This window comes from Pseudovibrio sp. Tun.PSC04-5.I4, from assembly GCF_900104145.1.
In the GTDB taxonomy this organism is placed as follows: domain Bacteria; phylum Pseudomonadota; class Alphaproteobacteria; order Rhizobiales; family Stappiaceae; genus Pseudovibrio.
Window position 1 is genome coordinate 2,911,758 of sequence record NZ_FNLB01000006.1, and the last position, 23,154, is coordinate 2,934,911.

Genomic DNA, 23,154 nt, shown 5'->3' on the forward strand with positions numbered 1-23,154 from the left:
GTTAGATCAAACCATCATCCTGATGGATGGTGTTTACTTGATCCACAACACCGCCTTCTCCTATAACAACCGTATCGTAGCTATCTGCCTCGAAGTTGGCTGCAGTGAGATCGTCAACACTGATGCCGTTCAAAGTGTAGGTGTGGCCACCATTGTTCAGAACTTCGATAACGACGCCGTTGCCTTCATCAGAGATCTGGACTTGCGATGCGTCCAGATTTCCAAAGTCGATGGTATCTGATGCTGGGTTGAAGTCAGGGATGACTTCCTGAGCAGCCCAATCCCAGCTAATTTCAACGGTATCACCACCGATTGCACCATTGGACTGAGCAATGGTTGCGGCCAATTGCTCCGCCAGTTCAGGTGCTGCTGGGGCTGGTGGCGCAGGTTGAGCGGCTTCTTGTGCCTCTGCTGCCGCAGCAACTTCAATCGGAGCTCCGTCCACACGAGTATTTGTCGTTGAAGCGGCGTCCGGATTGTCCATATTCGCTTCTGGTTGTTCCTGAGCGAAGATGGAATTTGCATCGACAGGTGGTGGTCCTGCACTAGCTTCCGCTAGGTTGTCAGCATTGGCCAACAAATCATCTATCTTGACCTGCGCTGCGGCATCATTTGCAATGATGCTGTTTGCAACCAGATCAGCGACCGCAATGCCTACCAACAGAAGCGTTCTGCCACCATTTCCTGGCAAGGTAAACTGGACGCCTTTGTCCGTTTGTTCGACCTCGAACTGAGCACCACCGATCCAACCCAGATTAACTGTATCCTGTTCTGGGTTGAAGCCTTCGACAACTTCTTGCTTGCCCCACTGCCAATCCAATAAGAACTCTATCGGAGCACCATCACCTGGCTCTACCGGATCTACTATTGGGTCAACGGGTTCTGGATCTGGCGTCGGGTCAGGGTCTGGCGTTGGATCTACAACTGGAGGCTCTGTTACCTCACCATTCAGTAGATCAAGAATTTCCTGCAATGCTGAAGGATCTTTGATATCAAAGTTATCCGGGCTCAAATCATCAAGGAACACGCCTTCCAACAGAAGTGTCTGACCGCCATTGGACGGCAAAGAAATCACCAAACCATCATCAGTTTCAGTGAATTCGAGCTGATCTCCGCTGATCCAACCAATACTCACTTTATCTTCGGATGGATCGAAGTTGGTGATTACGTTGTTTTCACCCCATGCCCATGTGAACGCGACATTTCCATCGGCCGGAACCAATCCTGGAACACCAGTGCCGGGATCTACCGGATCAACTGGGTCAACTGGGTCAATCGGATCCACTGGGTCGACAGGGTCAACCGGATTCGTGGGATCTGTTGGGCCAAAGTCGCCCGGTCTTGTCTGATAGCCGTCTGTTGTGTCACCAGCTGGTGCTTCAGGAGTCAGCAGACCTTCACGGCTGACAAGTGTCACTTTCTCCTGATCGAAACCAAATGGCACTTCGAGGTTATCTTCAATCACCTGATCGTGGTGGAATTCAAGCTGTCCGGGAACCAGATCATCCAAGGAGATACCTTCGATAAGCAAGCTCTGGCCACTTGGCAGGGTTGAGATTAACAAACCATCATCCGTATCGTCTACAGACAACCGCTCACGCGTTCCGTAGTACAGGAAGCTGATTTTCATGGTTGCGGGGTCGAAATCTGAAACGACCTCATGGACGCCGTACTCATGTGAGCGGACATACACGGTATCGTCTTCCCGTGGACCAACACCCTGTTCCCAGGAGATCACGCCTCCCATGTCTTGGCGTAAATGCTCATTCCCAACAACCCCGAAATCTGAGATGTCGACGTCCTCGAACGTTACACCCTGCACGATTTGTGCAGCAGAACTCCAAGGACTATCAATTACGATCTCACCAGACGGTGCTTTGGAACCGACCAGACCATGCACGGAGCTTCCACCGAAGTCGATTTCATCCGTTTCAGGATTAAAGCCCACGATGTCGTCTGCATTGACATCCGCACGGAATTTTGAGCCGCCCTGTTCTGTCTCACCCGTGATTGTTGGTGGATTGGAACCATCATTATCGTAAATTAGCTCATACCCGCCGCCCTGGCCGGGATCGGGCTGCTCAACAGTTTCACCAATTGCGGCAACAACCTCGTTAAAGGCTGATTCTTCAGCAACGGAGAAGTTCGCCAAAGAAAGGTCTGCCAGCGATACACCTTGGAAGATGGTCGTGGAGAGGATGTTCCCGACTACATCTGTAATCACGACACGGACTGTTTGGCCGAGCGCATCGCCGCTTTCCTCAAAGATTTCAAACTGCTCGCCAGTCACACCTTCCAAAATGTGAATCATATCTGTCGATGGATCGAACTCAGCAACAACCTGTGATTCACTTTCAAGGCCGAGCATAAACATCTCGCCGCCATGATCATGATCGTGACCATCATCCCCATCATCCCCATCACCCGGATCGACCGGAGGTGTTACATCACCGTCGCCTGGATCAACTGGGTCAACGGGGTCTGTTGTGTCAACAGGGTCTACTGGAGCTGTATTCTCGCCAATCAAGCTACGGATTTTTTCAGCTGCTGATGCATCCTGAATTGAGAAGTTACTTGGAGATAAGTCTGCCAGCGCGACGCCTGCCAGAAGCAAGGTTTGTCCGCCATTGGACGGAATGGAGAAGAGAACGCCTTCTGGTGTGTCTGTAATATCCAACTGATCACTACTGATCCAGTCCACAAAGATCACGCCGTCTTCGGTGTCGAAGTCGTCAACCACATCCTGTTCGCCAAAGGACCATGTGACTACAACGTCTGCGTCTTCCATTGGAACACCAACACCTGGAAGGGCGCCATCCACGCCTTCATCGCCGGTCAGTCGATCCTGATAATAATCAATTGCGTCGTCCACGGACGGGCTGTCAAATCCGCCAAACTGTTCTACGTACTGCAGGATAGACGTTCCGTATTCATCCTGTGATACGTTGCCACCTTGCAAGAGAGCCAATGTTCCGAAAGCGCCGCGCAAATGAGCTGCTGCTAGAATACCGGTTAGTGTGAGGGCTACGCTAACCTGTTCTCCGCCTTGCTCGTAACTAAAGGTTTCACCGATGAAATCATCCAGTGTTTGTCCGCTGTTAGATAAGCCATTTTCAATAATTTGGAGGTTGTAACCAAAAGCTTCCTGAATAGCGACTTCCTGAACTTCAGGTGTCTTGAAATCGTCGAGGGAGTTTGCGCCGTTTTTACCGGTCCATGTGCCGTCCCAAGTATTGGTAGCTGCACCATTACCGTAGAAGACATCGTCATCGTAATAACCCAGGTCGATAAGCAGCGCTTCACCAAACTGATAGCCAACAAACCCAAGTGAGTTCGTGGAGCGATAGGACATCGCATTCCACTGGTCGTCCGTCAAATCGCCCCAAGTTTCCGCTTCCGGGTAGAATTCTTGTGCAGTACCGCCTGCCCACTCGGTGAGCTGCCAATCCTGAATTACGCCGTCGTTGTATCTTTCGCGATCCCAACCGGATTCAAAAGCCCGCAATGCGTCACGAAATTCCTGATATGTGCCACGATTACCCATTATATTCCCTCAGTTTTTATTGAAAGCTGCCAGATGACTCCAGATCAATTGGAAAAAGCAAAATCACTTCCATCTGGTTGGCTAGCAAAGCCACTCTCGTTAAAACCGAACCCAGAGAACGATCTAAATGCACTGTATCAGCTCCCGGGTTTGGCTCCGCGGCTCTGATGTGCATTCGATTTTCTTCTGCGCTCGACACCTTCAATTTTTCTGGAAATTGGGGCCAAATTTCGAAAGAAAAATGGGGGAATTGTTACGAAGGAATTTAGAAAAAAGCCGAGGATTCAATATTTTATGGCGCATTTGGTCGATTATTGAATCTCAAAAACTGGTTTTCCTCTATACTTATCATCACTTAAGTATTCTGCAGATATAGAAAGATAAATAGTACTTTATTGGCGTTTTTACTGCCTTATTTGCCTTATTTAGCTCTAATTACTTTAGGGTATGTACCTACAAATTCTTGTGTGGTTTTTCGATTTTTGAACCAAGTGAGTTGGCGAACACAGTCCAACCGCATTTGCTGAAGCAATCCCTGAAATGTCACCCGTATGCATTGCGAATTTTGTAGAGGTCAAATTTCGAGGAGAATTACTTTATTGAAACAAAGGCATTCTAGGGGAACGCCATGGTTACAATCGCAGCTAGTATGGCGCTAGCTTTGTGTTTTTTGTCCATTGCTCTGGTGTTCGTCGCCGCAAAAAGCAAAATAGTGGGCCGGCGCACCATCGTCAGACCCACGTTGCGAAATAAAGATGATTTTCCTCTTCATCCACTCAACCTTCTCAGGGATGAAGAGAATAGGCCCAAAAGCCAGCGGCTAAAGAGCCGAGATGAGCGCTAAATCACAACGGTCTAAGATCGGACCACGATTTACCTAGGTTCTGACCTTTGGCGAGATGGCCCCATTTGGTTTCGAGCATCTGGTCACTGAGGTGATATACCGATCTCAACAAATCTGAGGTTACAACATCCTTAGGCGCCCCATGGGCTACCAATTTTCCATGGTTTAAGACAAATACCTTATCTGCATAGACACAAGCCAGATCAATATCATGAAGCACGGCAACAACACCGCCGCCATCATTGGCATACCTGCGACCTGCCTCCAGAACGTCAATCTGGTGCTTTAGATCCAAACTGGCGGTTGGTTCATCCAAAAACAAATAGTTTGCAACACCCCCTTGTTGAGGCGACCAAACTTGACACAGCACGCGTGCCAGATGAACGCGCTGTTTCTCGCCGCCAGAAAGTTCCTGATAGAACCGTTGGAGATACGCCCCTAAACCAACGCGCCTTAAGGCCTCAACGACGCGTGAACGCAGCTCATTTTCACCTAGGCCGTGCGCGCCTGCCAGCACCCCCAACATCACGACCTCCTCAACCGAAAACGGAAAAGAGAGTTGCGAGTTTTGCGGCAAAACTGCACGACGACTTGCAAGATCAACTGGAGGGATATCCCGAATAGAGGTCCCATCTAGTGTTACCGAGCCCGCAGACAGCTTCAAGTCTCCTGTCAGGCATTTCATCAGTGTCGACTTACCAGCACCGTTGGGGCCAATAATAACTGTCAGCTCACCTGGGTTGCTTTGGAAATACACATCTTGCAGAAGCTTCTTCGGTCCTACACTAAAAGTCACATTCACTGCTTCGAGCATCTGGTCCTCACAACTGGAACTGGGTTTTGCGGCTAAGCAGAATGGAAAGGAATACCGGTGCACCGATTACTGCTGTGATGATCCCAATTGGAAGCTCCGCAGGAGCAACAATGGTACGCGCGATCACATCAGCGGCTACCAGTAAAGATGCTCCGAGCAATGCACAGGATGGTAGGAGGAAGCGATGATCCGGCCCAATTAACATGCGCAACAGATGCGGTACGATAATTCCAACAAATCCAATCGCGCCAGCTGCTGCAACAGATGCCCCCGTGGCCCCAGCCACCAGCAGGATGATCAATCTTTTTAGCTGCTGCGTATTGAAGCCCAAGTGAAATGCTTCCGCTTCACCCAACAACAGGGCGTTCAAACCCTTTGCGGTGAAGGGAAGGGATATAAAAACAGCTAGTGCAAATGGAAGAGTGGCCCAAACCCGAGGCCAAGTGGAACTTCCAAGGCCACCCATGCTCCAGAACGTTAAATCTCTAAGTTCTTCATCAGTACTACCGAAGACAAGAAAACCTGTAACTGCTCCAGAGAGAGCTCCTAACGCGATCCCTGCCAGTAACATTGTTGAGATAGACGTCTGCCCGCGACGCGTTGAAATTTTGTAGAGTAGGGCGGTTGTGACGACACCACCAACGAAGGCTCCCCATGGCAGCAGATAGACTGAATATCCATCCAACACCCATGCAGGAAGAGAAGCAGAGAGTGTGATGACACAAACTGCTGCCAACGCCGAGCCAGATGAAACGCCAACGAGACCGGGATCTGCTAGGGGATTGCGAAACAACCCCTGCATCATGGCACCGGATGCAGCTAACGCAGCGCCCACTAGGCCACCCAACAAGGTGCGTGGCATACGAATGTCCATCAGCACCACTTTTTCGCGAAGAGAAAGGGCTCTGGCATCATCCAGAAGCCAATAGCGAATTGCTCCGAAAATATGCTGGAATGACACTTCTGTTGGCCCAACAGCCAAAGAAATCACACATATAATCAGCAGCAAACCACTCAACGCACGAATGGAATATTGCTGACAAATCTCTCTGTTTGTTTTTGCGGTATCCCGCTGCTGTCTGTAGGCATCCGGAAGTGTCATTTCACTCATTGCATCCACACCCTTGGTATTGAGAGGTTTATTCGGCTGCAACAGCTGCGAACCGATCACTTAACTCACGGATAGCGGCGGCTGTTCGTGGACCAAAGCCAAGCAGATAGACGCCGTCCATGACGATCAGATTGCCCTTAATTCCGGCGGGGGTGAGATTGAAGCCGGCACCTTCCAAGATTTCGGAGGCACCGCCGGAGCCGGGCCGGGACATCATCATCACAACATCGGGTGCAGCTGCTATAATGGCTTCATTGGAAACCGGCTTGTACCCACGTAGATTTGAGAAGACATTTGTTGCCCCAGCGAGCCCAATCACCGCATGAGCGCCAGTTCCACGACCAGCAATCAAAGGTTTGCCTGAGTTTGCAGAAATGACGAACATCACCTTGAGTGGTTTCGCCTGTTGGCTTGCATATTCCATAGCTGCTTCAAGGTCTGACTTTACTTTTGCCTTCAGAGCTTCCGCTTTTTCCGGCATTTGAAGAGCATTTCCGACCCTATCAATCTTATTGAGAATACCTTCAGGAGAATATATTTCTTCAACTTCCGTCAGTTGGATTGATGCAGCTTTTAGAACGTCAACCGTCGTCGCTGGACCGGACCCTTCCATCATCAAAATATGATCGGGGTTCGCGGAGAGAACGCCTTCTGCGCTTAACGCACGCATGTAACCGACGTTTAGAAGCTCTGTTGCCTCAGGTGGATAGAGGCTCGTTGTGTCCACAGCCACAAGTTTGTCTTGCGCACCTAGTGCATAGACAATCTCAGTCAAGGAAGAGCCAATGGAAATGAACCGCTGGCTGTCATTGGAAGGTTCTGCTTGTGCTGCAAATGCACCAAACAAGCAAACAAGGCCAACTGAGATCGCAGCAATGCTGGTGATTTTCCTTAAAAAAACTTCATGAGTTTTTGCTAATAAGCCCATATGGTTACACCCATTTGTCCGAGGAGAGTTGAAATTCCCAAGGGTATGAGTGGCTTTTGGCTTCCCAGATAAACCCAGTTGAACTGGTAGTGACCAATTCATTAACTTGAGTTAAATACTCATATTTATAAACTGGGTCAATCGAATAATTATGGCTTACCAAATAGACCGTAAAAACACTACTTATTACTTGACTATCATACTCAAGTTTTTCTATACAACCAGCTTATCAGCAGCTCCTTAAGGCGGCTTCCACCTAGGCCATTTTGCTAGCCATGCGATTTTCTCCTCGTTAGCCAGCCTCACCATATCGAGTAAGGATACACATTATCCTCCGCGCTTTATGTTGAGAGTGGCTCTTGAAACCAACACACTTGGCACAAACATCGAGTTTTCGGAGATGTGCCACGATTGGCAAAGGAATTCCAACGTGTATATCGCAATGAACCGCTTCCGTGTTGTCCGCGGTAAAGAAGAAGAATTTGAAACCGTTTGGAAAAACCGTGAGCGTAACCTGAACAGCATTCCTGGGTACATTGAGTTTCGTATGCTCAAAGGTGAGAGCGTTGAAGACCATACACTCTACGCATCTCATACAGTTTGGGAATCCTATGCGGATTTCGAAACCTGGACCAAGTCTGACGCCTTTAAATCATCACATAAAGGTTCCAGCACTCGCACCAACTTCTACCTCGGCGGACCACATTTCGAAGGCTTTGAAGTCATCATGACGGAAACTCGAGAAGTCGCCTGATATAAAGTTAGGATGAAGCTGAGCTACAGGCCTGGCTTCATTTCCTCCATCCAAAGTATGAATTGCGCCGATTTACTTTGTGTGCAAATTATTCGCACACAAAGTAAATGAGATATCAATGAACTTAAACAATTGCATTTTCTACCTGCTCTCTCGGAGTGCCAGAAGCGGCGCGCGTTTTTACAAGAAGCAACTGGAAGACCTTGGTTTGACGCCAGTTCAATCAATCCTCCTACAAGCCCTTGCTGTGAACAACGGATGTACAACTTCACAGTTGGGCAAGGTTGCTGAGCTTGATAGCGCCACGTTGACGGGCGTTTTAGATCGTCTTGTTCCGGCAGGTTACATAGAGCGCAAAGCAAGTTTTAAGGACCGCCGCACTCAGCATATTCACCTTACCAGCCAAGGCCATAAAGCTGCTGAAACTCTCGACAGTTTAACTGAAGAAGCGAATGCAAATTTTCTTGCAAACCTAACTGAGCAGGAAACGACCCAGCTCAAAGCATTGCTATCTCGTCTTTGATTATAAATTTTACCAGAATGGATCAGGCACATGGATACGAAAGTTATGTCAGGATTAGAATTCCTGACGGCTATGCAAAAAGCAGGGCAGCGCCCACCCATGGCGAAGACCATGAATGTAGACCTAGAGGCAATCGAGGATGGCCTGGTGCGGTTTAAATGCGAGCCGACGAAAGACCATCTTAATCCCGGTGGAACTGTCCATGGCGGGTATGCTGCTGCAGCGCTGGATTCCGTGCTTTCACTCGCAGTCCAGTCCAAGCTGAAAGATGCCTTCAACTTTAGAGGTACTTCTGAGCTCAACATTAAGTTCATCCGGCCAGTTAAAGTTGGGCAGACGCTTTATGCTGAAGGCCGCGTCATCAGCATGACACGCCAAACCGGAATTTCCGCAGGTGAGCTTGTTGATGAAGACGGGAAAATCTACGCCTACGCTTCGGGAACGGTAATGATTAAGCCGGAATCTTGATCAATCAGCGCTTCAGAGGAGCACATATTCGCCTATATGTGTTCCTCTGAAGCAAATAACTTAGGCGACAGATATTCCAGCACTCTCTTATTTTTGAGAAATTATTCCTTGCTATAAAGACAAATAGAAAATTCAAAAATTAGAATATTTAGCTCAAATATAGACATCATCCTCAAATTGAAATAGCATTGTGTATAGTACACGCAATTATCCACCTTCACCTTGAGGCATTATCAAAATTAATTGCATGCATTACATATTACACGCTATACGTGCTGATAGTGTTCCTGCGACGAGAACTCCAATTCTGTCTCGACGATACATGCTATTGGAATATGTCTCTCGCCAAAACAAAGCGCTTCAATCATGCTGCACTCCACTAAGGACCGCTCCATTATCTCCCGCTTTGGAATTTCACCGTTTGCGACTTCCAGTAGCCGCAAAAGTGATGCCGTTTACCACTACTTAAAAGAGCGCATTATTGTGGGGATGCTTCGTCCCGGTGCTGCAATTGCTGAACAGCAAGTCGCGTCGGCATGTGATTGCGCCCAGGGAACAGTGCGGGAAGCTCTATTACGTCTGCAGCAGTCCGGGCTTGTTGTTCGGCATGATTACAAAGGGACTCGTGTCGCAGGAGTTCAACGCGCAGAAGTGCTTGAAATGGCGAAAATCAGGACACAATTGGAAGAGCAGGCCGGTCGGCTGGTCGCTTCAAAAATACACCCTGAAACGAGAGACCTTCTGTTCGAAATTTTAGACGCAATGTGTCAAACAGCGATGGATAATGAAACTTATCTGTGCAGCGCGTATGACCACATGTTCCATACGACTATATTCAATCTATCGGAATTAAGGGGCTTGCAGCCAATTTTGAAACGCTGCGCCATGCACATGTATCGTGTCACTCTTAGCCATAGAGGCATTCCGTTGAACCCGGAAGAAGTGTATCAGCAACACGTTGTCATTATTGAAGCACACTGCAAAGGCTCCCCGGATGAGGCCGCACATGCAGCTAGACAACACGTCGAATTCTTGATTGATACATGGATGTCCGAGCAAACTTTTTTGGCGTTTGCAGTTCCAGAGAGCAAATAAAAGCCAGACTACCTATGCAATCTGGCTTTCAAAATCGTGTGTAGCCCTCCCTATGCGGAGGGCTTTTTCTTTATACGTCCAAGTTGGCTACTGATAGAGCGTTGTTCTGAATGAACTCACGGCGCGGCTCCACTTCATCACCCATCAGCTTGGTAAAGATATCATCAGCTTCATCAGCCTCTTTAATTCTGACTTGCAGCAGCGAGCGAACGTTCGGATCCAGTGTCGTTTCCCAAAGCTGCTCAGGGTTCATTTCGCCCAACCCTTTATAACGCTGCATGGAAATGCCTTTACGGCCTTGTGCATACACAGCATTAAGAAGCGCCTGAGGCCCGCGGATTTGGATTGTTTTATCCTTGCGGGTCAGCGAAGCGGCCTTATGGTAGATTTCACCAAGGTGCTTGAAGTAGGAATTCAAACGACGAGCATCCGCAGACGCGAGCAGTGCTGCATCAATCGTGGTAACTTCCTTCACGCCGCGAACGGTACGCGAGAAGATCAGATCACCGTCGACAGTTGCTTCACCTTCCCAACCACGTTCGAATTCATCCGCAAGAATATCCAGACGACGCGCAATGTAAGCTGCAGCTTCCTGCGCTTTTTCATGATCATGCATGTTGTCTGGATTAAGTGCGCCAGCAATAGCGGCCTGTTCAACAACACCGCGATTATAACGAGTATGGAGGCCATTCAAAACATTGGAAATATTGCGAGCTTCTTCAACAACACTACGCAGATCTGCCCCCATGCGGACTTCTCCGCCGGATAGGGTTAAAGAGGTGTCATCCAGACCAGCGCTCACGAGGTATTCTTCCAGTGCAGCCTCATCTTTCAGATACTGCTCAGATTGACCGCGCTTCACTTTGTAAAGCGGAGGCTGTGCAATGTAGACATATCCACGCTCAATAAGGGCAGGCATCTGACGGAATAGGAAAGTGAGCAGCAATGTTCTGATATGTGCACCATCAACATCCGCATCAGTCATGATGATGATTTTGTGGTAACGCAACTTATCAACGTTGAATTCTTCAGTCCCAATGCCGGTGCCGAGTGCGGTGATAAGCGTGCCAATTTCCTGAGAGGAAATCATCTTATCAAAACGCGCGCGTTCAACGTTGAGGATCTTACCCTTCAGAGGCAAAACAGCCTGGTTTGATCTGTCGCGGCCCTGTTTGGCAGAGCCACCCGCTGAGTCACCTTCCACTATGAAGATTTCAGCTTTAGAAGCATCGCGCTCCTGACAATCGGCCAATTTTCCGGGTAGGGATGCTATATCCAGCGCCCCTTTGCGGCGTGTTAACTCACGCGCTTTACGGGCAGCTTCACGAGCGCTTGCAGCTTCTACCACTTTTGCAATGATCGATTTAGCAGGCTGTGGGTTTTCCTCCAACCAGCTAGAAAGTGCAGCGCCAACGAGATTCTCAACAACAGCGCGGACTTCAGAGGAAACCAGCTTGTCTTTTGTTTGTGACGAGAACTTTGGATCTGGAACTTTTACGGACAGCACACAGGAGAGGCCTTCACGACAATCTTCGCCTGTTGGATTAACTTTTTCACGCTTCAAAACTCCTGAGCTATCCGCATAACCGGTCAGCTGACGCGTAAGGGCTGCACGGAAGCCCGCAAGGTGCGTACCACCATCGCGTTGCGGAATATTGTTCGTGAAACAAAGAACATTTTCGTGGTAGCTGGAGTTCCACCACATCGCCACTTCTACAGTGACGCCGTCTTTCTCGGCCATCATCAGAACAGGCTGTTCGATCAATGGATGCTTAGCGCGATCCAGATACTTCACGAAGGCTTCCAAGCCACCTTCGTAGTAAAGCTCTTCACGTCGGGTCTCGACACCACGATTGTCTGTTAAAATAATCCGTGCACCAGAGTTGAGGAACGCCAACTCACGGAGCCGATGCTCCAGAGTGTCGTAGTCAAAATCAACATTGGTGAAAGTTTCTTGAGACGGGGTAAATGTTACCTCGGTGCCGGTTCGTCCTGGCGCATCACCAACAACGGCAAGAGGAGCAACCGCATCACCATGATTGAAGCGAATGAAATGCTCTTTGTTGTTTCTGAAAACACGCAGGTCCAAAACCGTGGAAAGCGCATTCACCACGGAAACACCCACACCATGCAGGCCGCCTGAAACCTTATAGGAATTACTGTCGAACTTGCCGCCAGCGTGAAGCTGCGTCATGATCACTTCGGCAGCAGAAATGCCTTCTTCGGAGTGAATATCAACCGGAATTCCGCGACCATTATCGGTTACAGTGACAGAACCTTCTGCATTGAGCGTAACGGTCACATGATCAGCATGACCTGCCAGTGCTTCATCGATGGCGTTATCGACGACCTCATAGACCATATGGTGCAAACCTGACCCATCATCGGTATCACCGATGTACATGCCGGGACGCTTACGGACAGCATCGAGGCCTCGCAGCACTTTGATGGAATCTGCACCGTATTCACCTGCGCCATTTTCTTGCTCAGGTCCGCCATTTTCTGGGGTCGACGTTTCGCTCATTCGAATCACTTCACACTACGGTTTTCATTGAAGTTAATGTTATAATTGGTTGGGCAAATGGTTCAAGCAATCAGGGAGTTTGGCTGCTCTTAAACCAAGGGAAATATTGCATAAACATCGTTTTTAAGGGGGTATAATTGCCTTAACGTGCGATCATTAGTGTGGCAATGCCAATCAACCCTATGCACGCCAACCGATTTAGACTGTGCAATGCCTTTTGCGAGCTCAACACCCCACGCAGTTTAACCGCCAAGAATGAATAAGTTCCGTTGATCGAGAGTAGCACAGTCGACAACACTAAAGCGAGCTCTAAGAACCCAAGCGCCGTCAGATCATCCATTCGTACGAGATTTGGCATCAAAGCCAAATAGAAGATGATCGCCTTTGGATTGGAGAGATTGAATAGCATTCCAGACAACAAAGACGCAAAAGCTGACGCACTCGGCAATTGGTCGTTCTCTAACTGGCCTACATCCGCATTACTGCTGGATTTCCATATACCGTACGCAATATATGCAAGATAAGCCGCGCCAAACCACCGTAAGGCGATGAAAGCGCCTTCGAAATTTGTCGCGATCGCAGCCAAACCCAATGCTGCCATGGAAAACCAAAGCAAATCACCACACAACAAACCAAGGCAAAAGAGCAGGGAACCCTTTTTCCCAAAGCTCATGCTGCGAGTAATTATTGCAAAGACAGCAGGCCCCGGGATGATAGCAAGCGTGAAGAGTGTTCCGCCAAAAAGTGCGAGGCTAGTAAAGTCCATAGGAGTGCAAGCATTTGTTTTATTGCAGGTTTTGCACTCAGTATCGTGAGCCACAGACTATTTCAAGCGTTCTTCGCCAACTGAGACTGTTTACCGCGTCACCATGGTTGCTGCAACGCCCACCATCACCATGCTTGACCCTCGGTTCAAACGCTGGAATGCCCGTTTTGACGAAATCAGCTTCTTTGCTGTAACGGCTAGAACTGAATAGATTCCAAACACTGAGAACAGTACAAAAGCCATCGTTCCAACGAGCTCCCAATAGGCCAGCAGGTTTATCTGATCCATAGGCACGATGTTCGGCATCAAAGCCATATAGAAGATCACAACCTTTGGGTTGGAGAGGTTCATAGTCAAACCCGCCAGAAGGGACGTCATTCTGGAGGACGCATTTAACGGAGCTGCATTTGCTTGCGTCGGAATGATGCCACCCGAATTCCACATTCCCCATGCAACATAAAGCAAATAGGCCGCGCCCGCCCATTTAAGAGCCGTAAAAACAAGCTCATAGTTGGAAGCGATAGCTGAGAGCCCCATAATTGCCAAGGTAAACCAGAAGAGATCCGAACAGATCATCCCAACAACGAAAAAGGCAGCACCGTGCGTTCCCTGACCAAGAATCCGTGCCAGTAACGCAGCGATACCGGGACCAGGGGTAATTGCAGCAGCGAACAATGTTCCCGCAAAAAATAAAAGTACAGCTAATTCCATCGGTTCTCTTCTTGTCTGGCAATGCATGCAGCAGCGAAAGTGAGGGAGTCGACGTCCCGTCCAAGTCTGTTGCTAAAATCAGGAGATACGTCAGTCTAATCACATAGATTTTTCACTGACAAGAGAGGTAAATTCGGTTTGCCTTCGATCTAACTCAAGCAATCGTCCGCAGCTCCTCATTGAGGGCCCTTTCGAACTCGGAAATGCTGTTGTTTAGTGAGCTTCACCTAGCTCAACGTAATGGCACCGTTTGCGACATTGATGATCTGCGAGGCACTCGGCAAGTCTTTGAAGAGATTCTGATCTGTTCCAGTCATAAAAACCTGCCCGCCAAGAACTTCAAGACGCGCAAACAGGGCTTCCCGTCGGCCCGGATCCAAATGCGCGGCGACTTCATCCAACAACAAAATTGGTGTCATTCCGGAAATTGCGGCTGTTAAATCTGCATGAGCCAGCACTAAGCCAATCAGAAGCGCTTTTTGCTCCCCCGTTGACGCTTGGGAGGCGGGCATCGTCTTCTCACTATGAACAACGTAAAGGTCTGATCGATGCGGACCATCCAACGTACGCCCGGCCCCTCGATCTCTATAGCGACCTTCCACGAGTAAATCGCGGTAGCTGTCTTCTCTATCGGCAGCACTCATCCCAATGGTTGCCGTTTCAAAAGCACCCTGCAGGTGAATTTCCGCAGATGGGAAGGGGAGGCCAAGCTGCTTTTGCGTATCAAGCGTTTTGGAGAGGAGGCTCACCGTTTCGCTTCGAGCCAATGCAACAGCAGTGCCCAATTCAGCAACTTGCGCTTCTATCGCATCCAGATATTCAGGCGTTCCGTTTTCGGATAACAGGCGATTGCGCTGGCGCAGAGCTTTCTCGAAACTTGCAACGCTGCGACCATGAGATGGATTAAGAGAGAGAACCAGACGATCAAGGAATTTGCGGCGATCGGAAGCGGAGCCGGTAAATAACCCATCCATGGACGGGACCAACCAAAGAACCCGAAGGTATTCCAGTAAAGCTTCCGAAGAGCGTGCTTCTTCTCCATCGATGCGGACGCGGCGGCCCGGTTCTCCAGCAATCAGGCCAGTACCCATGCGTGTCTCACCATATTCGCCGTCGAATATAGCACTCACAGCCCAACCACCGGCGCCATCTGCACGCGCAATATCGCTCAATGTTGCGCGGCGAAGTCCACGGCCAGCGGATAGGAACGAAATGGCTTCGAGAATATTCGTTTTGCCCGTGCCGTTATCGCCGACGAAGGCGATCATTCGACTATCCAGCTGCACACTCGTTGCGCTGTAGTTCCGAAAATCCGTTAGCGCGAGGCGAGAAAGCGCCACAGGCACTGGATCCGACATTCAGGCTCTCTTCAATTACATTCGGGGAAGAAAAATGCCCTCAATCTTTTGGATTGAGGGCACAGCACTTAAACGCGCATTGGCATCAAAACATAAATGGCGTCATCGCTACCATCATCACGGATAAGGGTAGGTGAGCCGGAATCTGCCAGTGTGAAGAGAGCCGTATCCGCTTCCAACTGTGCTGCGATATCGAGCAGGTATTTGGAGTTAAAGCCGATCTCGAATTCTTCGTTATCATATTCAACAGCAACTTCTTCCGTTGCAGTTCCGGAATCCGGGTTCGTGACAGTCAGAACGATTTTACCTTCGCTCAGAGAGAGCTTTACCGCACGGCCTCGATCAGACGCGATAGTAGAAACGCGATCAACAGCTGCTTTGAAAGCGTCACGATCAACGCGCAGCTCTTTGTCATTGCCCTTCGGAATAACGCGATCGTAATCCGGGAAGGTGCCATCAATCAGTTTGGATGTCAGAATGATTGCGCCGATGGTAAAGCGGATTTTAGTTTCGGAAATCTCAACTTTGATCTCAGCTTCTGGATCGTCAAGAAGCTTCTGGATCTCACCAACGGTTTTGCGCGGTACGATGATACCTGGCATACCTTCGGAGCCTTCAGGTGCCGTAAGTTCAGCTTGTGCAAGACGGTGTCCGTCTGTTGCAACAGCACGGAACCGCAGGCCACCATCCACCTCTAAAGTGTGCATGTAAATGCCGTTGAGGTAGTAGCGTGTCTCTTCGGTAGAGATTGCAAACTGAGTGCTATCGATCAATTTGCGAATGCCACCAGCTGTCATTGTGAAGCTGTGGGAGAATTCGCCAGCTGTCAGATCTGGAAAATCAGTCACTGGAAGAATCTGCAGCGCGAAACGAGAGCGTCCGGCGCGAATTTCCATTGTGCTGTCATCACCAGAAGTTTCCAAAACCACTTGTGATCCATCTGGCAGCTTGCGAACAATCTCATAGATCATGTGCGCTGGTATTGTGGTTGCGCCCGGCACTTCCACAACGGCTGCAATGCTCTCTACAACTTCCAAATCAAGGTCTGTTGCTTTTAGATTCAGATCGCCACCCTCAGCCTGCAACATCACGTTGGAGAGGATCGGAATGGTGTTACGCCGTTCGACCACACGGTGTACGTGAGTCAGAGACTTCAAAAGCTCGGTCCGCTCAAGGGTCACTTTCATGCGAAACGTCCATTCTTCTGGGCGGAATATCGCTTCAACTCTGCGAAACCCGCGAATAACTAATACAATTTGCCCATTTACGCGTGCAAACCTTACAGAGGGAATGCACAGCCCCTTTACGCTAGGCTTGACCACCTGCGGGGTCGTTCAAATTGCACGTTTAAGGTTCAAAATGCAAGAGGGGCGCTGCAAGCAGCACCCCAATAATCACTAAATTCCTACTAGATGCCTACACTCTTTCCAGAATGAACACCAATTAGGAGTCCAGCATGCGCTTCAACAGCTCCAACTCTTGTGCAAGGCCATTATCTGCCTTGGAAAGTTGTTCAATTTTACGAACGGCGTGAAGCACTGTTGTGTGGTCACGGTTCCCGAAACGACGGCCGATCTCTGGCAGAGAACGCGGTGTCATCATCTTAGCTAAATACATAGCGATTTGACGAGGGCGTACAATGGTCCTAGTTCGACGCGCGGAAAGCAAATCCGCCTTGGAAACGTTGTAGTGCTTGGAAACAATGCGCTGAATATCTTCGATCTTCACGCGGCGCGGTTCAGCAGCACGAATGAGGTCACGCAGTGTGATTTCAGCCATTTCCATCGTAACTGGAGAATTGGTCAGCTGGTTATGCGCAACAAGACGGTTCAAAGCACCTTCAAGATCACGACCTGAAGACGTTACGTTGCGCCCAACATAATCCAAAACGGCCTCTGGCACGGTAAAATTCGGATAGGCGCGCTGTTGAGTACGCATACGATCATCAATGATCGCACGACGCAGCTGAAAGTCCGGCTCGGAGATATTTACCACCAAACCACCTGCTAGGCGGGAGCGAACGCGGTCATCCAGGCTTTCCAATTCAGCCGGAGCGCGATCAGCTGCAACAACAACCTGACGGGCACCATCAATCAATGCATTAAGAGTGTGACAGAACTCCTGCTGCACTTGCTTACCGTGAAGAAATTGCATGTCATCGATCAGCAAAAGATCGATAGAACGTAGAGTTTCCTTGAAGGACATTGCAGATTGCGCTTGAAGAGCAGCAACAAAGCGGTACATGAAATGTTCTGCAGTCAGGTATAAGACGCGCCGGCCAGACATACGAGCCTGATTTGCAATTGCCTGCATCAAGTGGGTCTTACCAAGACCGACAGATGCATGAAGATAGAGTGGGTTAAAAGTTACAGTACCGCCGCCAGCAATCTGTTTTGCAGCAGCAAGCGCTAGAACGTTGGATTCACCTTCAACAAAGCTTTCAAAAACGTATTTCGGATCGAGAGAAGCACCTTCCAGCACATCCCTAGACGTAGGATCTACCCGACCTGAACGACCACCCATCATGAAAGGTGAAGGTGAAGCTGCGCGCATACCAATAGGGTCATTTACCTGAATTGGACGCATGTCAGTTGTTTTGCCACCCATTGCAGGGCGCGCAGCTGGTTTAGCTGCTGCAGGACGTGGACGAATTGCGCCACGAACTGTGAGTTCGATTTTTAGAATTTCATCGCACTCATTCTTCCAAAGACCCATAAGTCGGTCTGAGTAATGAGATTGGATCCACTGCTTTAGAAACCGGGTAGGCACGGACAAACGGACGGTTCCGTTGTTGTGCCCTTCCATATCTACGCGTGCAAACCAGCTCGTGAAAACGTCTTCACCCAGTTCCGCACGTAGACGCTTCTTAACGCGATCCCATTGCTCCGGTCCCGGAGCTTCCTGAACGTGCATGCTCGCCTCCTTGCAACGTTGAGTATTCCGCCACAGATACTCAACTATCAATTCTGTTGAACTCATTTAATGAGTTTTAGTTGTACTGGGCACTTATATGTTTGGTTGTCGATTCGACAAAAACATTACACCGGTGCGACGCCCACACACCGTTGCTAAATTCTAATATTTCTTGGGAGCTAACCTTGGCTCCAAGGAAGGCCTTCAGCCTTCCACCCAGAAACTGAGCCTCGATGACCTTCAGCATCATGACTACCTTCAAAGCCTTCTGCTACGTTGTAGCAGTTTTTATAGCCCAAGGTTGTCATCGCTATGGCTGCTGCCTTACTCCGCACTCCGGAGCGGCACAAAAAGTAGATTGCAGCGCTTTGGTCAAGTCCTTTTTGCTTCAGAGCATCAGAAAGTTGCATCGTAAAGCCTTCATGAGGCCCATTTGATGGAAATCCGTGCCATTCGGCAAGCATCACTTCTTTGCTCAGAGCGGAGAGGTCAGGTATGCCAACAAAAGTCCATTCAGCATTCGTTCTTACATCAACAAGTGCTGCAGAGCTTTCAGCTTTCAAGCTCTCGAATACGTCTGTAACGCTTCGATCGCCTGCATATGCTTCGTGCATTGAAACTTCCATTATAAACCTAGACGCATTCCGTAAACTCACCCAACTGAGTGTGTCACTAAAAAGGACTCAAAATCGAATTTATAGAAAAATCAAAAAGGAAAATCGACAACAGTAGAAAATCAACGTAACAAATCTTAAAATCCAGATTGTAATTACTATGAACTACAACATCTAGACTATATGCTTTCTGATCAACTATGCCCGACTCTGGTTCGATTCTTCTAACTTGTATGCTGGGATCGGGTAGTAACCCGACTTCTTCTTGACCATACACAGCCGATTTTGGTCCCGCAATAGCGGAAAGTTAACAAAACGCAAATGCCCTTCTCTCACTCAAGGTCAAACCAGTTTGTCGTCAACGGTAAAGATCAGCAAAAAGCAGTGAACTCAACAACTTTCTTGATATGGGCTTGGTTAATGGCGGGTCGGAGTAGCAAACGAAAAAAAATTATTCGCCAATCGCTTGACTCGCCAAGAATCCTCTTAAATGTGCTGCGACAAAATTAACCTAGATCTAACCTGTTGTTTTTTTTGATATTTCCTTGTCAGGCTTCGGAACTATTCCACAGGCTACTCGCCAAGAAAATGCCCCAGTTCTATCGTAGGGTAAAGATATGCAGCTAATAAAAAAGCCCGGCCATAAGACCGGGCTTTTTTAGTCCAAAAAAATTTGGATTAGGCGCCGAGTGCCTTGATGCGTGCGTTCAAACGGGAAACTCTGCGTGATGCAGTGTTGCCGTGGAATACGCCTTTAGAGGATGCACGCATGATTTCAGGCTCTGCAACTCTAAATGCTTCAATAGCAGCTGTCTGGTCGCCCGAGACAATTGCTTCTTCCACTTTACGTACGTAAGTGCGAACGCGGCTACGACGAGCCTTATTAGTGACCGTTTGGCGAGCAATTTTACGTGCTGCCTTCTTGGCCGAAGGGGTGTTGGCCATGGGCTCTGTCCTGATCTGTCAGTAAAAACTGTTTTCAAATCGCAAACGAGGCCGCCCAAAGCCGCCCCGGTCAAACGAATTCGGCGACGAAACAGACCCGCCACCGGTTGTGAGCGCTTATAGTTGGGAGTAATCGGCTCGTCAATAAAAAAAGGAATAGACCTGATTAAAAACGAACTATCCGTCTTCAAATTCAGGTTTTCTCTTTTCGATGAATGCCTTCATACCCTCTTTTTGATCGCTGGTGGCAAACATAGAGTGGAACAAGCGACGCTCAAAACGAATCCCCTCAGCAAGAGTTACCTCATAGGATCTGTTTACACTTTCCTTTGTCATCATAACAATCGGAGTCGAGAAACTTGCAATCTTTTCAGCAACTTTGAGTGCTTCTGCCAATAGGTCAGCTGTTGGAACGACACGTGATACCAGCCCTGCGCGCTCTGCTTCAGCGGCATCCATCATTCGGCCTGTCAAGCACATTTCCATGGCTTTTGACTTACCAACAAGCCTTGTTAATCTCTGTGTACCGCCTGCACCTGGCATAACGCCTAGTTTGATCTCTGGTTGTCCGAACTGCGCCGATTCTGCTGCCAAAATGAAATCACACATCATTGCCAGTTCACAACCGCCGCCCAACGCGAAGCCAGAAACAGCCGCTATGATGGGTTTACGCTTTTGTGCGATCTGGTCCCAACTGGTGATGAAGTCCATCAGGTAGGTCTGCGGATAATCGTATTCCGCCATCACCTTAATGTCTGCACCTGCTGCAAATGCCTTTTCAGAACCTGCAATAATCATCGCACCGATTTCCGGATCACGATCAAATACGTTCAACGCTTCATCAAGCTCAGCAATTAGATCGCTGTTCAAGGCATTTAGTACTTTGGGTCGGTTAAGCGTGATCAGGCCAACCTTGCCGCGTGTCTCAACCAGAATATTCTCGTAGGACATGTGTCCCTCCCATAAATTTAACTCGAGATTCTGCTCTAACATTGGGGAGTGACGGCTCAGCGGCAAGGTAGCCGTTTGTCGTAGTTCCGTTAGACTGCTTCCTTTGCCTCTTCAGGAAAAAGGCCTGCAAGTCCTTCTTTGCTCGCGCTGCAAACACCTCTTTCCGTGATCAGTGCTGTCACATATTTGGATGGAGTGACATCAAACGCGAAATTGGAAAGCGGCGTTTCAGCTGGGCAGATGCGGACTTTCTCAACATTACCCGAGGCAGTCTCTCCTGAAATCCAGGCGACTTCCTCACCATCGCGCTCCTCAATCGGAATTTCCTTCACCCCATCTGCCACTGTCCAATCAATGGTGGAGGAAGGCAGGGCTACATAAAACGGAACACCGTTGTCATACGCAGCGAGTGCTTTCAGGTAGGTGCCGATTTTGTTGCAAACATCACCATGGGCCGTCGTTCTGTCGGTTCCAACAATGCACATGTCCACCATATCGTGCTGCATTAGGTGGCCACCAGCATTATCAACCAGCAGCGTATGCGGCACACCGTGCTGACCAAGTTCCCAAGCCGTTAGACCGGCACCCTGATTACGTGGACGGGTTTCCTCCACCCAGACATGAACTTTGATGCCCTTGTTGTGTGCCTGATAAATTGGCGAGGTTGCGGTTCCCCAATCAACGGTCGCTAACCAACCCGCGTTGCAGTGGGTTAGAATGTTGACTGGCTCTCCATCTGGCTTTTGAGCAGCAATCTCTTCGATCAGCTTCAAACCGTGCTGCCCAAGCGCTTTATTGCAAGCGACGTCAGCATCATTAATCTCAGTGGCACGGTTCCAAGCTGCCTTTGCGCGCAATTCCGAGGCCAATGGGGAAAGCAGTTTACGCATATCATTAAGGGCCCAGCGCAAATTGATAGCTGTTGGTCGGGTCGCATGGAGGACCTCCCACGCGTTATCCAGTGCTGCATCGCTTGGGTCTCGGGCCATTTCAAGAGCCACTCCGTAGGCTGCAGTTGCACCGATCAGCGGAGCACCACGAACCCACATATCTTGAATGGACGTGGCAGCGTCTTGTAGATTGTTGAGTTCAACCTCTACGAACTGATGGGGCAAACGCGTCTGATCGATGATCCCAACTGATTTCCCAATCTCCAACGGCCAAATGGAACGGTAAGCTTTACCAAGAACCTTCATCGTGACGTCTCCTGCCCATGTAAGCGATATTTTCTGGCAGATTATCGGATAATTCAGGAACTCCATCTGCATTTTCCGAACTGCGGTTCCTTATCCTCATAAAGTTGAATGAGGTGCACGGTCTTGCACTATCGATTTAGATGAGCCTCCTTCACGTCCTCTTTAATCATGTTGGGTTAGGCTTCTTCCCTACGTCTAATTACCCTTCAACTTTGCCGGGTTGATGAAAGAGGCTTCCGATGGCTCCACAAAACGCAGAAATACGTGTGATGGATGAAGATGGAATTCTGGTCATGCTGGACTGGGCAACTAAACTGGGCTGGAATCCAGGGGATGACGACGCAGCCTCTTACTGCGCGGCAGATCCGGAAGGCTATTTGGGATGCTACATTGATAACCAGCTGGTCTCAATTATTTCAGCTGTGCTTTATGGGCAGTCCTTTGGGTTTTTAGGGTTTTACATCTGTCATCCAGATTTTCGTGGGCAAGGTTTAGGTCGGCTCATGTGGAACGCTGCAATACAGAGGCTGGAAGGGCGTACTATCGGGCTGGATGGCGTGGTTGAACAGCAAGAATTCTACGCGAAGTCAGGCTTTAAGCTGGTGCATAAAAACATGCGTTACAGTGGCTTATCTGATGTCACTATGCCAATGGATCCGCGCATTTCAATCATCGGCAAAGGCATTCTGCCAAGCATAATTGATTATGATCGCAACTATTTTCCTGAGGAACGAGCTCGTTTTCTGGAACGCTGGCTGGAGCCGATGAATCCGCAGCGGCACGGTATTTACCTGGTCGAGAATGGCAGGGTTTTGGGTTATGGGGTTATTCGAGCAGCCCGCGAGGGATTTAGAATAGGACCTTTGGTGGCTGAGACACCTGAAGGAGCGGATCTCTTGTTTCGCGCGCTCGCTGGCAGTGCCAAGGGGCAAATGGTCAGCATCGACTTGCCGTTACCCAATGAAGCTGCGGCTCAGTTGGCAGAGCGTTATGAGCTGTCGCCGGTCTTTGCAACAGCCCGCATGTACAAGGGGCAGGACCCGAACCTGCCGCTCGACAACATTTACAGCTTTGCCAGCTATGAGCTAGGGTAGG

The 23,154-nt window shown here is 49.2% G+C and carries 19 protein-coding genes; 5 read left to right on the plus strand and 14 right to left on the minus strand.

Translation table 11 applies throughout. The annotated features are described in order from the left end of the window. Nucleotide 1 precedes the first annotated feature (1 nt). From BLS62_RS32260 to BLS62_RS18845, 4 genes are all read right to left on the minus strand, one after another. Nucleotides 2–3,544, minus strand: coding sequence for a 1,4-beta-glucanase (locus BLS62_RS32260; protein WP_093183883.1), 3,543 nt, complete (start codon nt 3,542–3,544; stop codon nt 2–4). A gap of 845 nt (nt 3,545–4,389) precedes the next feature. Beyond that, on the minus strand, nt 4,390–5,202 hold the full coding sequence (locus tag BLS62_RS18835) for a heme ABC transporter ATP-binding protein (protein ID WP_093183889.1): 813 nt from the start codon (nt 5,200–5,202) through the stop codon (nt 4,390–4,392). 7 nt (nt 5,203–5,209) lie between these two features. Then, nucleotides 5,210–6,304, minus strand: coding sequence for a FecCD family ABC transporter permease (locus tag BLS62_RS18840; RefSeq protein WP_208991198.1), 1,095 nt, complete (start codon nt 6,302–6,304; stop codon nt 5,210–5,212). A 37-nt stretch (nt 6,305–6,341) separates the two neighbouring features. Next, a complete protein-coding gene (locus BLS62_RS18845) occupies nt 6,342–7,241 on the minus strand; it encodes a heme/hemin ABC transporter substrate-binding protein (protein WP_093183892.1) in 900 nt (299 codons plus the stop codon). A gap of 430 nt (nt 7,242–7,671) precedes the next feature. Here BLS62_RS18845 and BLS62_RS18850 point away from each other — a divergent pair, with 430 nt between their 5' ends. The 4 genes from BLS62_RS18850 to BLS62_RS18865 all read left to right on the plus strand — a co-directional run bounded on the left by BLS62_RS18850 (nt 7,672) and on the right by BLS62_RS18865 (nt 10,081). After that, complete coding sequence (locus BLS62_RS18850; RefSeq protein WP_093189210.1) at nt 7,672–7,995, plus strand: antibiotic biosynthesis monooxygenase family protein; 324 nt, start codon at nt 7,672–7,674, stop codon at nt 7,993–7,995. A gap of 118 nt (nt 7,996–8,113) precedes the next feature. Then, nucleotides 8,114–8,518, plus strand: a complete 405-nt coding sequence (locus BLS62_RS18855; protein ID WP_093183895.1) for a MarR family winged helix-turn-helix transcriptional regulator — start codon at nt 8,114–8,116, stop codon at nt 8,516–8,518. A gap of 30 nt (nt 8,519–8,548) precedes the next feature. Further along, on the plus strand, nt 8,549–8,986 hold the full coding sequence (locus BLS62_RS18860) for a PaaI family thioesterase (protein WP_093183898.1): 438 nt from the start codon (nt 8,549–8,551) through the stop codon (nt 8,984–8,986). Nucleotides 8,987–9,352: 366 nt separating this feature from the next. Next, nucleotides 9,353–10,081 carry a GntR family transcriptional regulator gene (locus BLS62_RS18865; RefSeq protein ID WP_093183901.1) on the plus strand — a complete coding sequence of 243 codons (729 nt, stop codon included), beginning with the start codon at nt 9,353–9,355 and terminating at the stop codon, nt 10,079–10,081. A 70-nt stretch (nt 10,082–10,151) separates the two neighbouring features. Here the strand turns inward: BLS62_RS18865 and gyrB are convergent, their stop codons facing one another. From gyrB to mtnA, 10 genes are all read right to left on the minus strand, one after another. Next, entirely contained in the window at nt 10,152–12,605 is a 2,454-nt protein-coding gene (gyrB, locus tag BLS62_RS18870) for a DNA topoisomerase (ATP-hydrolyzing) subunit B (RefSeq protein ID WP_093183904.1), read from the minus strand. Nucleotides 12,606–12,747: 142 nt separating this feature from the next. Next, nucleotides 12,748–13,371, minus strand: a complete 624-nt coding sequence (locus BLS62_RS18875; protein WP_093183907.1) for a LysE family translocator — start codon at nt 13,369–13,371, stop codon at nt 12,748–12,750. 90 nt (nt 13,372–13,461) lie between these two features. After that, nucleotides 13,462–14,082: a LysE family translocator gene (locus BLS62_RS18880; protein ID WP_093183910.1), complete on the minus strand. Its 621-nt coding sequence runs from the start codon at nt 14,080–14,082 to the stop codon at nt 13,462–13,464. 227 nt (nt 14,083–14,309) lie between these two features. Next, nucleotides 14,310–15,440, minus strand: a complete 1,131-nt coding sequence (gene recF / locus BLS62_RS18885; protein WP_093183913.1) for a DNA replication/repair protein RecF — start codon at nt 15,438–15,440, stop codon at nt 14,310–14,312. 68 nt (nt 15,441–15,508) lie between these two features. Next, the gene (dnaN, locus tag BLS62_RS18890; protein WP_093183916.1) at nt 15,509–16,627 is read right to left on the minus strand and encodes a DNA polymerase III subunit beta; all 1,119 of its coding nucleotides are present in this window, start codon (nt 16,625–16,627) and stop codon (nt 15,509–15,511) included. A 256-nt stretch (nt 16,628–16,883) separates the two neighbouring features. After that, nucleotides 16,884–18,353, minus strand: coding sequence for a chromosomal replication initiator protein DnaA (gene dnaA / locus BLS62_RS18895; RefSeq protein ID WP_093183919.1), 1,470 nt, complete (start codon nt 18,351–18,353; stop codon nt 16,884–16,886). A 179-nt stretch (nt 18,354–18,532) separates the two neighbouring features. Beyond that, complete coding sequence (locus BLS62_RS18900) at nt 18,533–18,967, minus strand: rhodanese-like domain-containing protein (RefSeq protein ID WP_093183922.1); 435 nt, start codon at nt 18,965–18,967, stop codon at nt 18,533–18,535. 678 nt (nt 18,968–19,645) lie between these two features. Next, nucleotides 19,646–19,912, minus strand: a complete 267-nt coding sequence (rpsT, locus tag BLS62_RS18905) for a 30S ribosomal protein S20 (protein ID WP_093183927.1) — start codon at nt 19,910–19,912, stop codon at nt 19,646–19,648. Between the two features lie 177 nt (nt 19,913–20,089). Beyond that, nucleotides 20,090–20,863: an enoyl-CoA hydratase gene (locus BLS62_RS18910; protein ID WP_093183930.1), complete on the minus strand. Its 774-nt coding sequence runs from the start codon at nt 20,861–20,863 to the stop codon at nt 20,090–20,092. Nucleotides 20,864–20,952: 89 nt separating this feature from the next. Further along, complete coding sequence (gene mtnA, locus BLS62_RS18915) at nt 20,953–22,059, minus strand: S-methyl-5-thioribose-1-phosphate isomerase (protein WP_093183932.1); 1,107 nt, start codon at nt 22,057–22,059, stop codon at nt 20,953–20,955. A 239-nt stretch (nt 22,060–22,298) separates the two neighbouring features. On the opposite strand from mtnA, the gene BLS62_RS18920 reads away from it, so the two are divergent. Further along, complete coding sequence (locus BLS62_RS18920; RefSeq protein ID WP_093183935.1) at nt 22,299–23,153, plus strand: GNAT family N-acetyltransferase; 855 nt, start codon at nt 22,299–22,301, stop codon at nt 23,151–23,153. Nucleotide 23,154 lies beyond the last annotated feature (1 nt).

Excerpts from the sequence above, each read along its gene's own strand:
- rpsT (WP_093183927.1), bottom strand. The coding sequence starts at position 19,912 with ATGGCCAACACCCCTTCGGCCAAGAAGGCAGCACGTAAAATTGCTCGC.
- BLS62_RS18840 (WP_208991198.1), bottom strand. The coding sequence starts at position 6,304 with ATGACACTTCCGGATGCCTACAGACAGCAGCGGGATACCGCAAAAACA.
- BLS62_RS18845 (WP_093183892.1), bottom strand. The coding sequence starts at position 7,241 with ATGGGCTTATTAGCAAAAACTCATGAAGTTTTTTTAAGGAAAATCACC.
- recF (WP_093183913.1), bottom strand. The coding sequence starts at position 15,440 with ATGTCGGATCCAGTGCCTGTGGCGCTTTCTCGCCTCGCGCTAACGGAT.
- BLS62_RS18860 (WP_093183898.1), top strand. The coding sequence starts at position 8,549 with ATGGATACGAAAGTTATGTCAGGATTAGAATTCCTGACGGCTATGCAA.
- BLS62_RS18855 (WP_093183895.1), top strand. The coding sequence starts at position 8,114 with ATGAACTTAAACAATTGCATTTTCTACCTGCTCTCTCGGAGTGCCAGA.
- gyrB (WP_093183904.1), bottom strand. The coding sequence starts at position 12,605 with ATGAGCGAAACGTCGACCCCAGAAAATGGCGGACCTGAGCAAGAAAAT.
- BLS62_RS18875 (WP_093183907.1), bottom strand. The coding sequence starts at position 13,371 with ATGGACTTTACTAGCCTCGCACTTTTTGGCGGAACACTCTTCACGCTT.
- BLS62_RS18900 (WP_093183922.1), bottom strand. The coding sequence starts at position 18,967 with ATGCACGAAGCATATGCAGGCGATCGAAGCGTTACAGACGTATTCGAG.
- BLS62_RS32260 (WP_093183883.1), bottom strand. The coding sequence starts at position 3,544 with ATGGGTAATCGTGGCACATATCAGGAATTTCGTGACGCATTGCGGGCT.
- BLS62_RS18880 (WP_093183910.1), bottom strand. The coding sequence starts at position 14,082 with ATGGAATTAGCTGTACTTTTATTTTTTGCGGGAACATTGTTCGCTGCT.
- mtnA (WP_093183932.1), bottom strand. The coding sequence starts at position 22,059 with ATGAAGGTTCTTGGTAAAGCTTACCGTTCCATTTGGCCGTTGGAGATT.
- dnaN (WP_093183916.1), bottom strand. The coding sequence starts at position 16,627 with ATGAAAGTGACCCTTGAGCGGACCGAGCTTTTGAAGTCTCTGACTCAC.
- BLS62_RS18865 (WP_093183901.1), top strand. The coding sequence starts at position 9,353 with ATGCTGCACTCCACTAAGGACCGCTCCATTATCTCCCGCTTTGGAATT.
- BLS62_RS18920 (WP_093183935.1), top strand. The coding sequence starts at position 22,299 with ATGGCTCCACAAAACGCAGAAATACGTGTGATGGATGAAGATGGAATT.
- BLS62_RS18835 (WP_093183889.1), bottom strand. The coding sequence starts at position 5,202 with ATGCTCGAAGCAGTGAATGTGACTTTTAGTGTAGGACCGAAGAAGCTT.
- BLS62_RS18910 (WP_093183930.1), bottom strand. The coding sequence starts at position 20,863 with ATGTCCTACGAGAATATTCTGGTTGAGACACGCGGCAAGGTTGGCCTG.
- dnaA (WP_093183919.1), bottom strand. The coding sequence starts at position 18,353 with ATGCACGTTCAGGAAGCTCCGGGACCGGAGCAATGGGATCGCGTTAAG.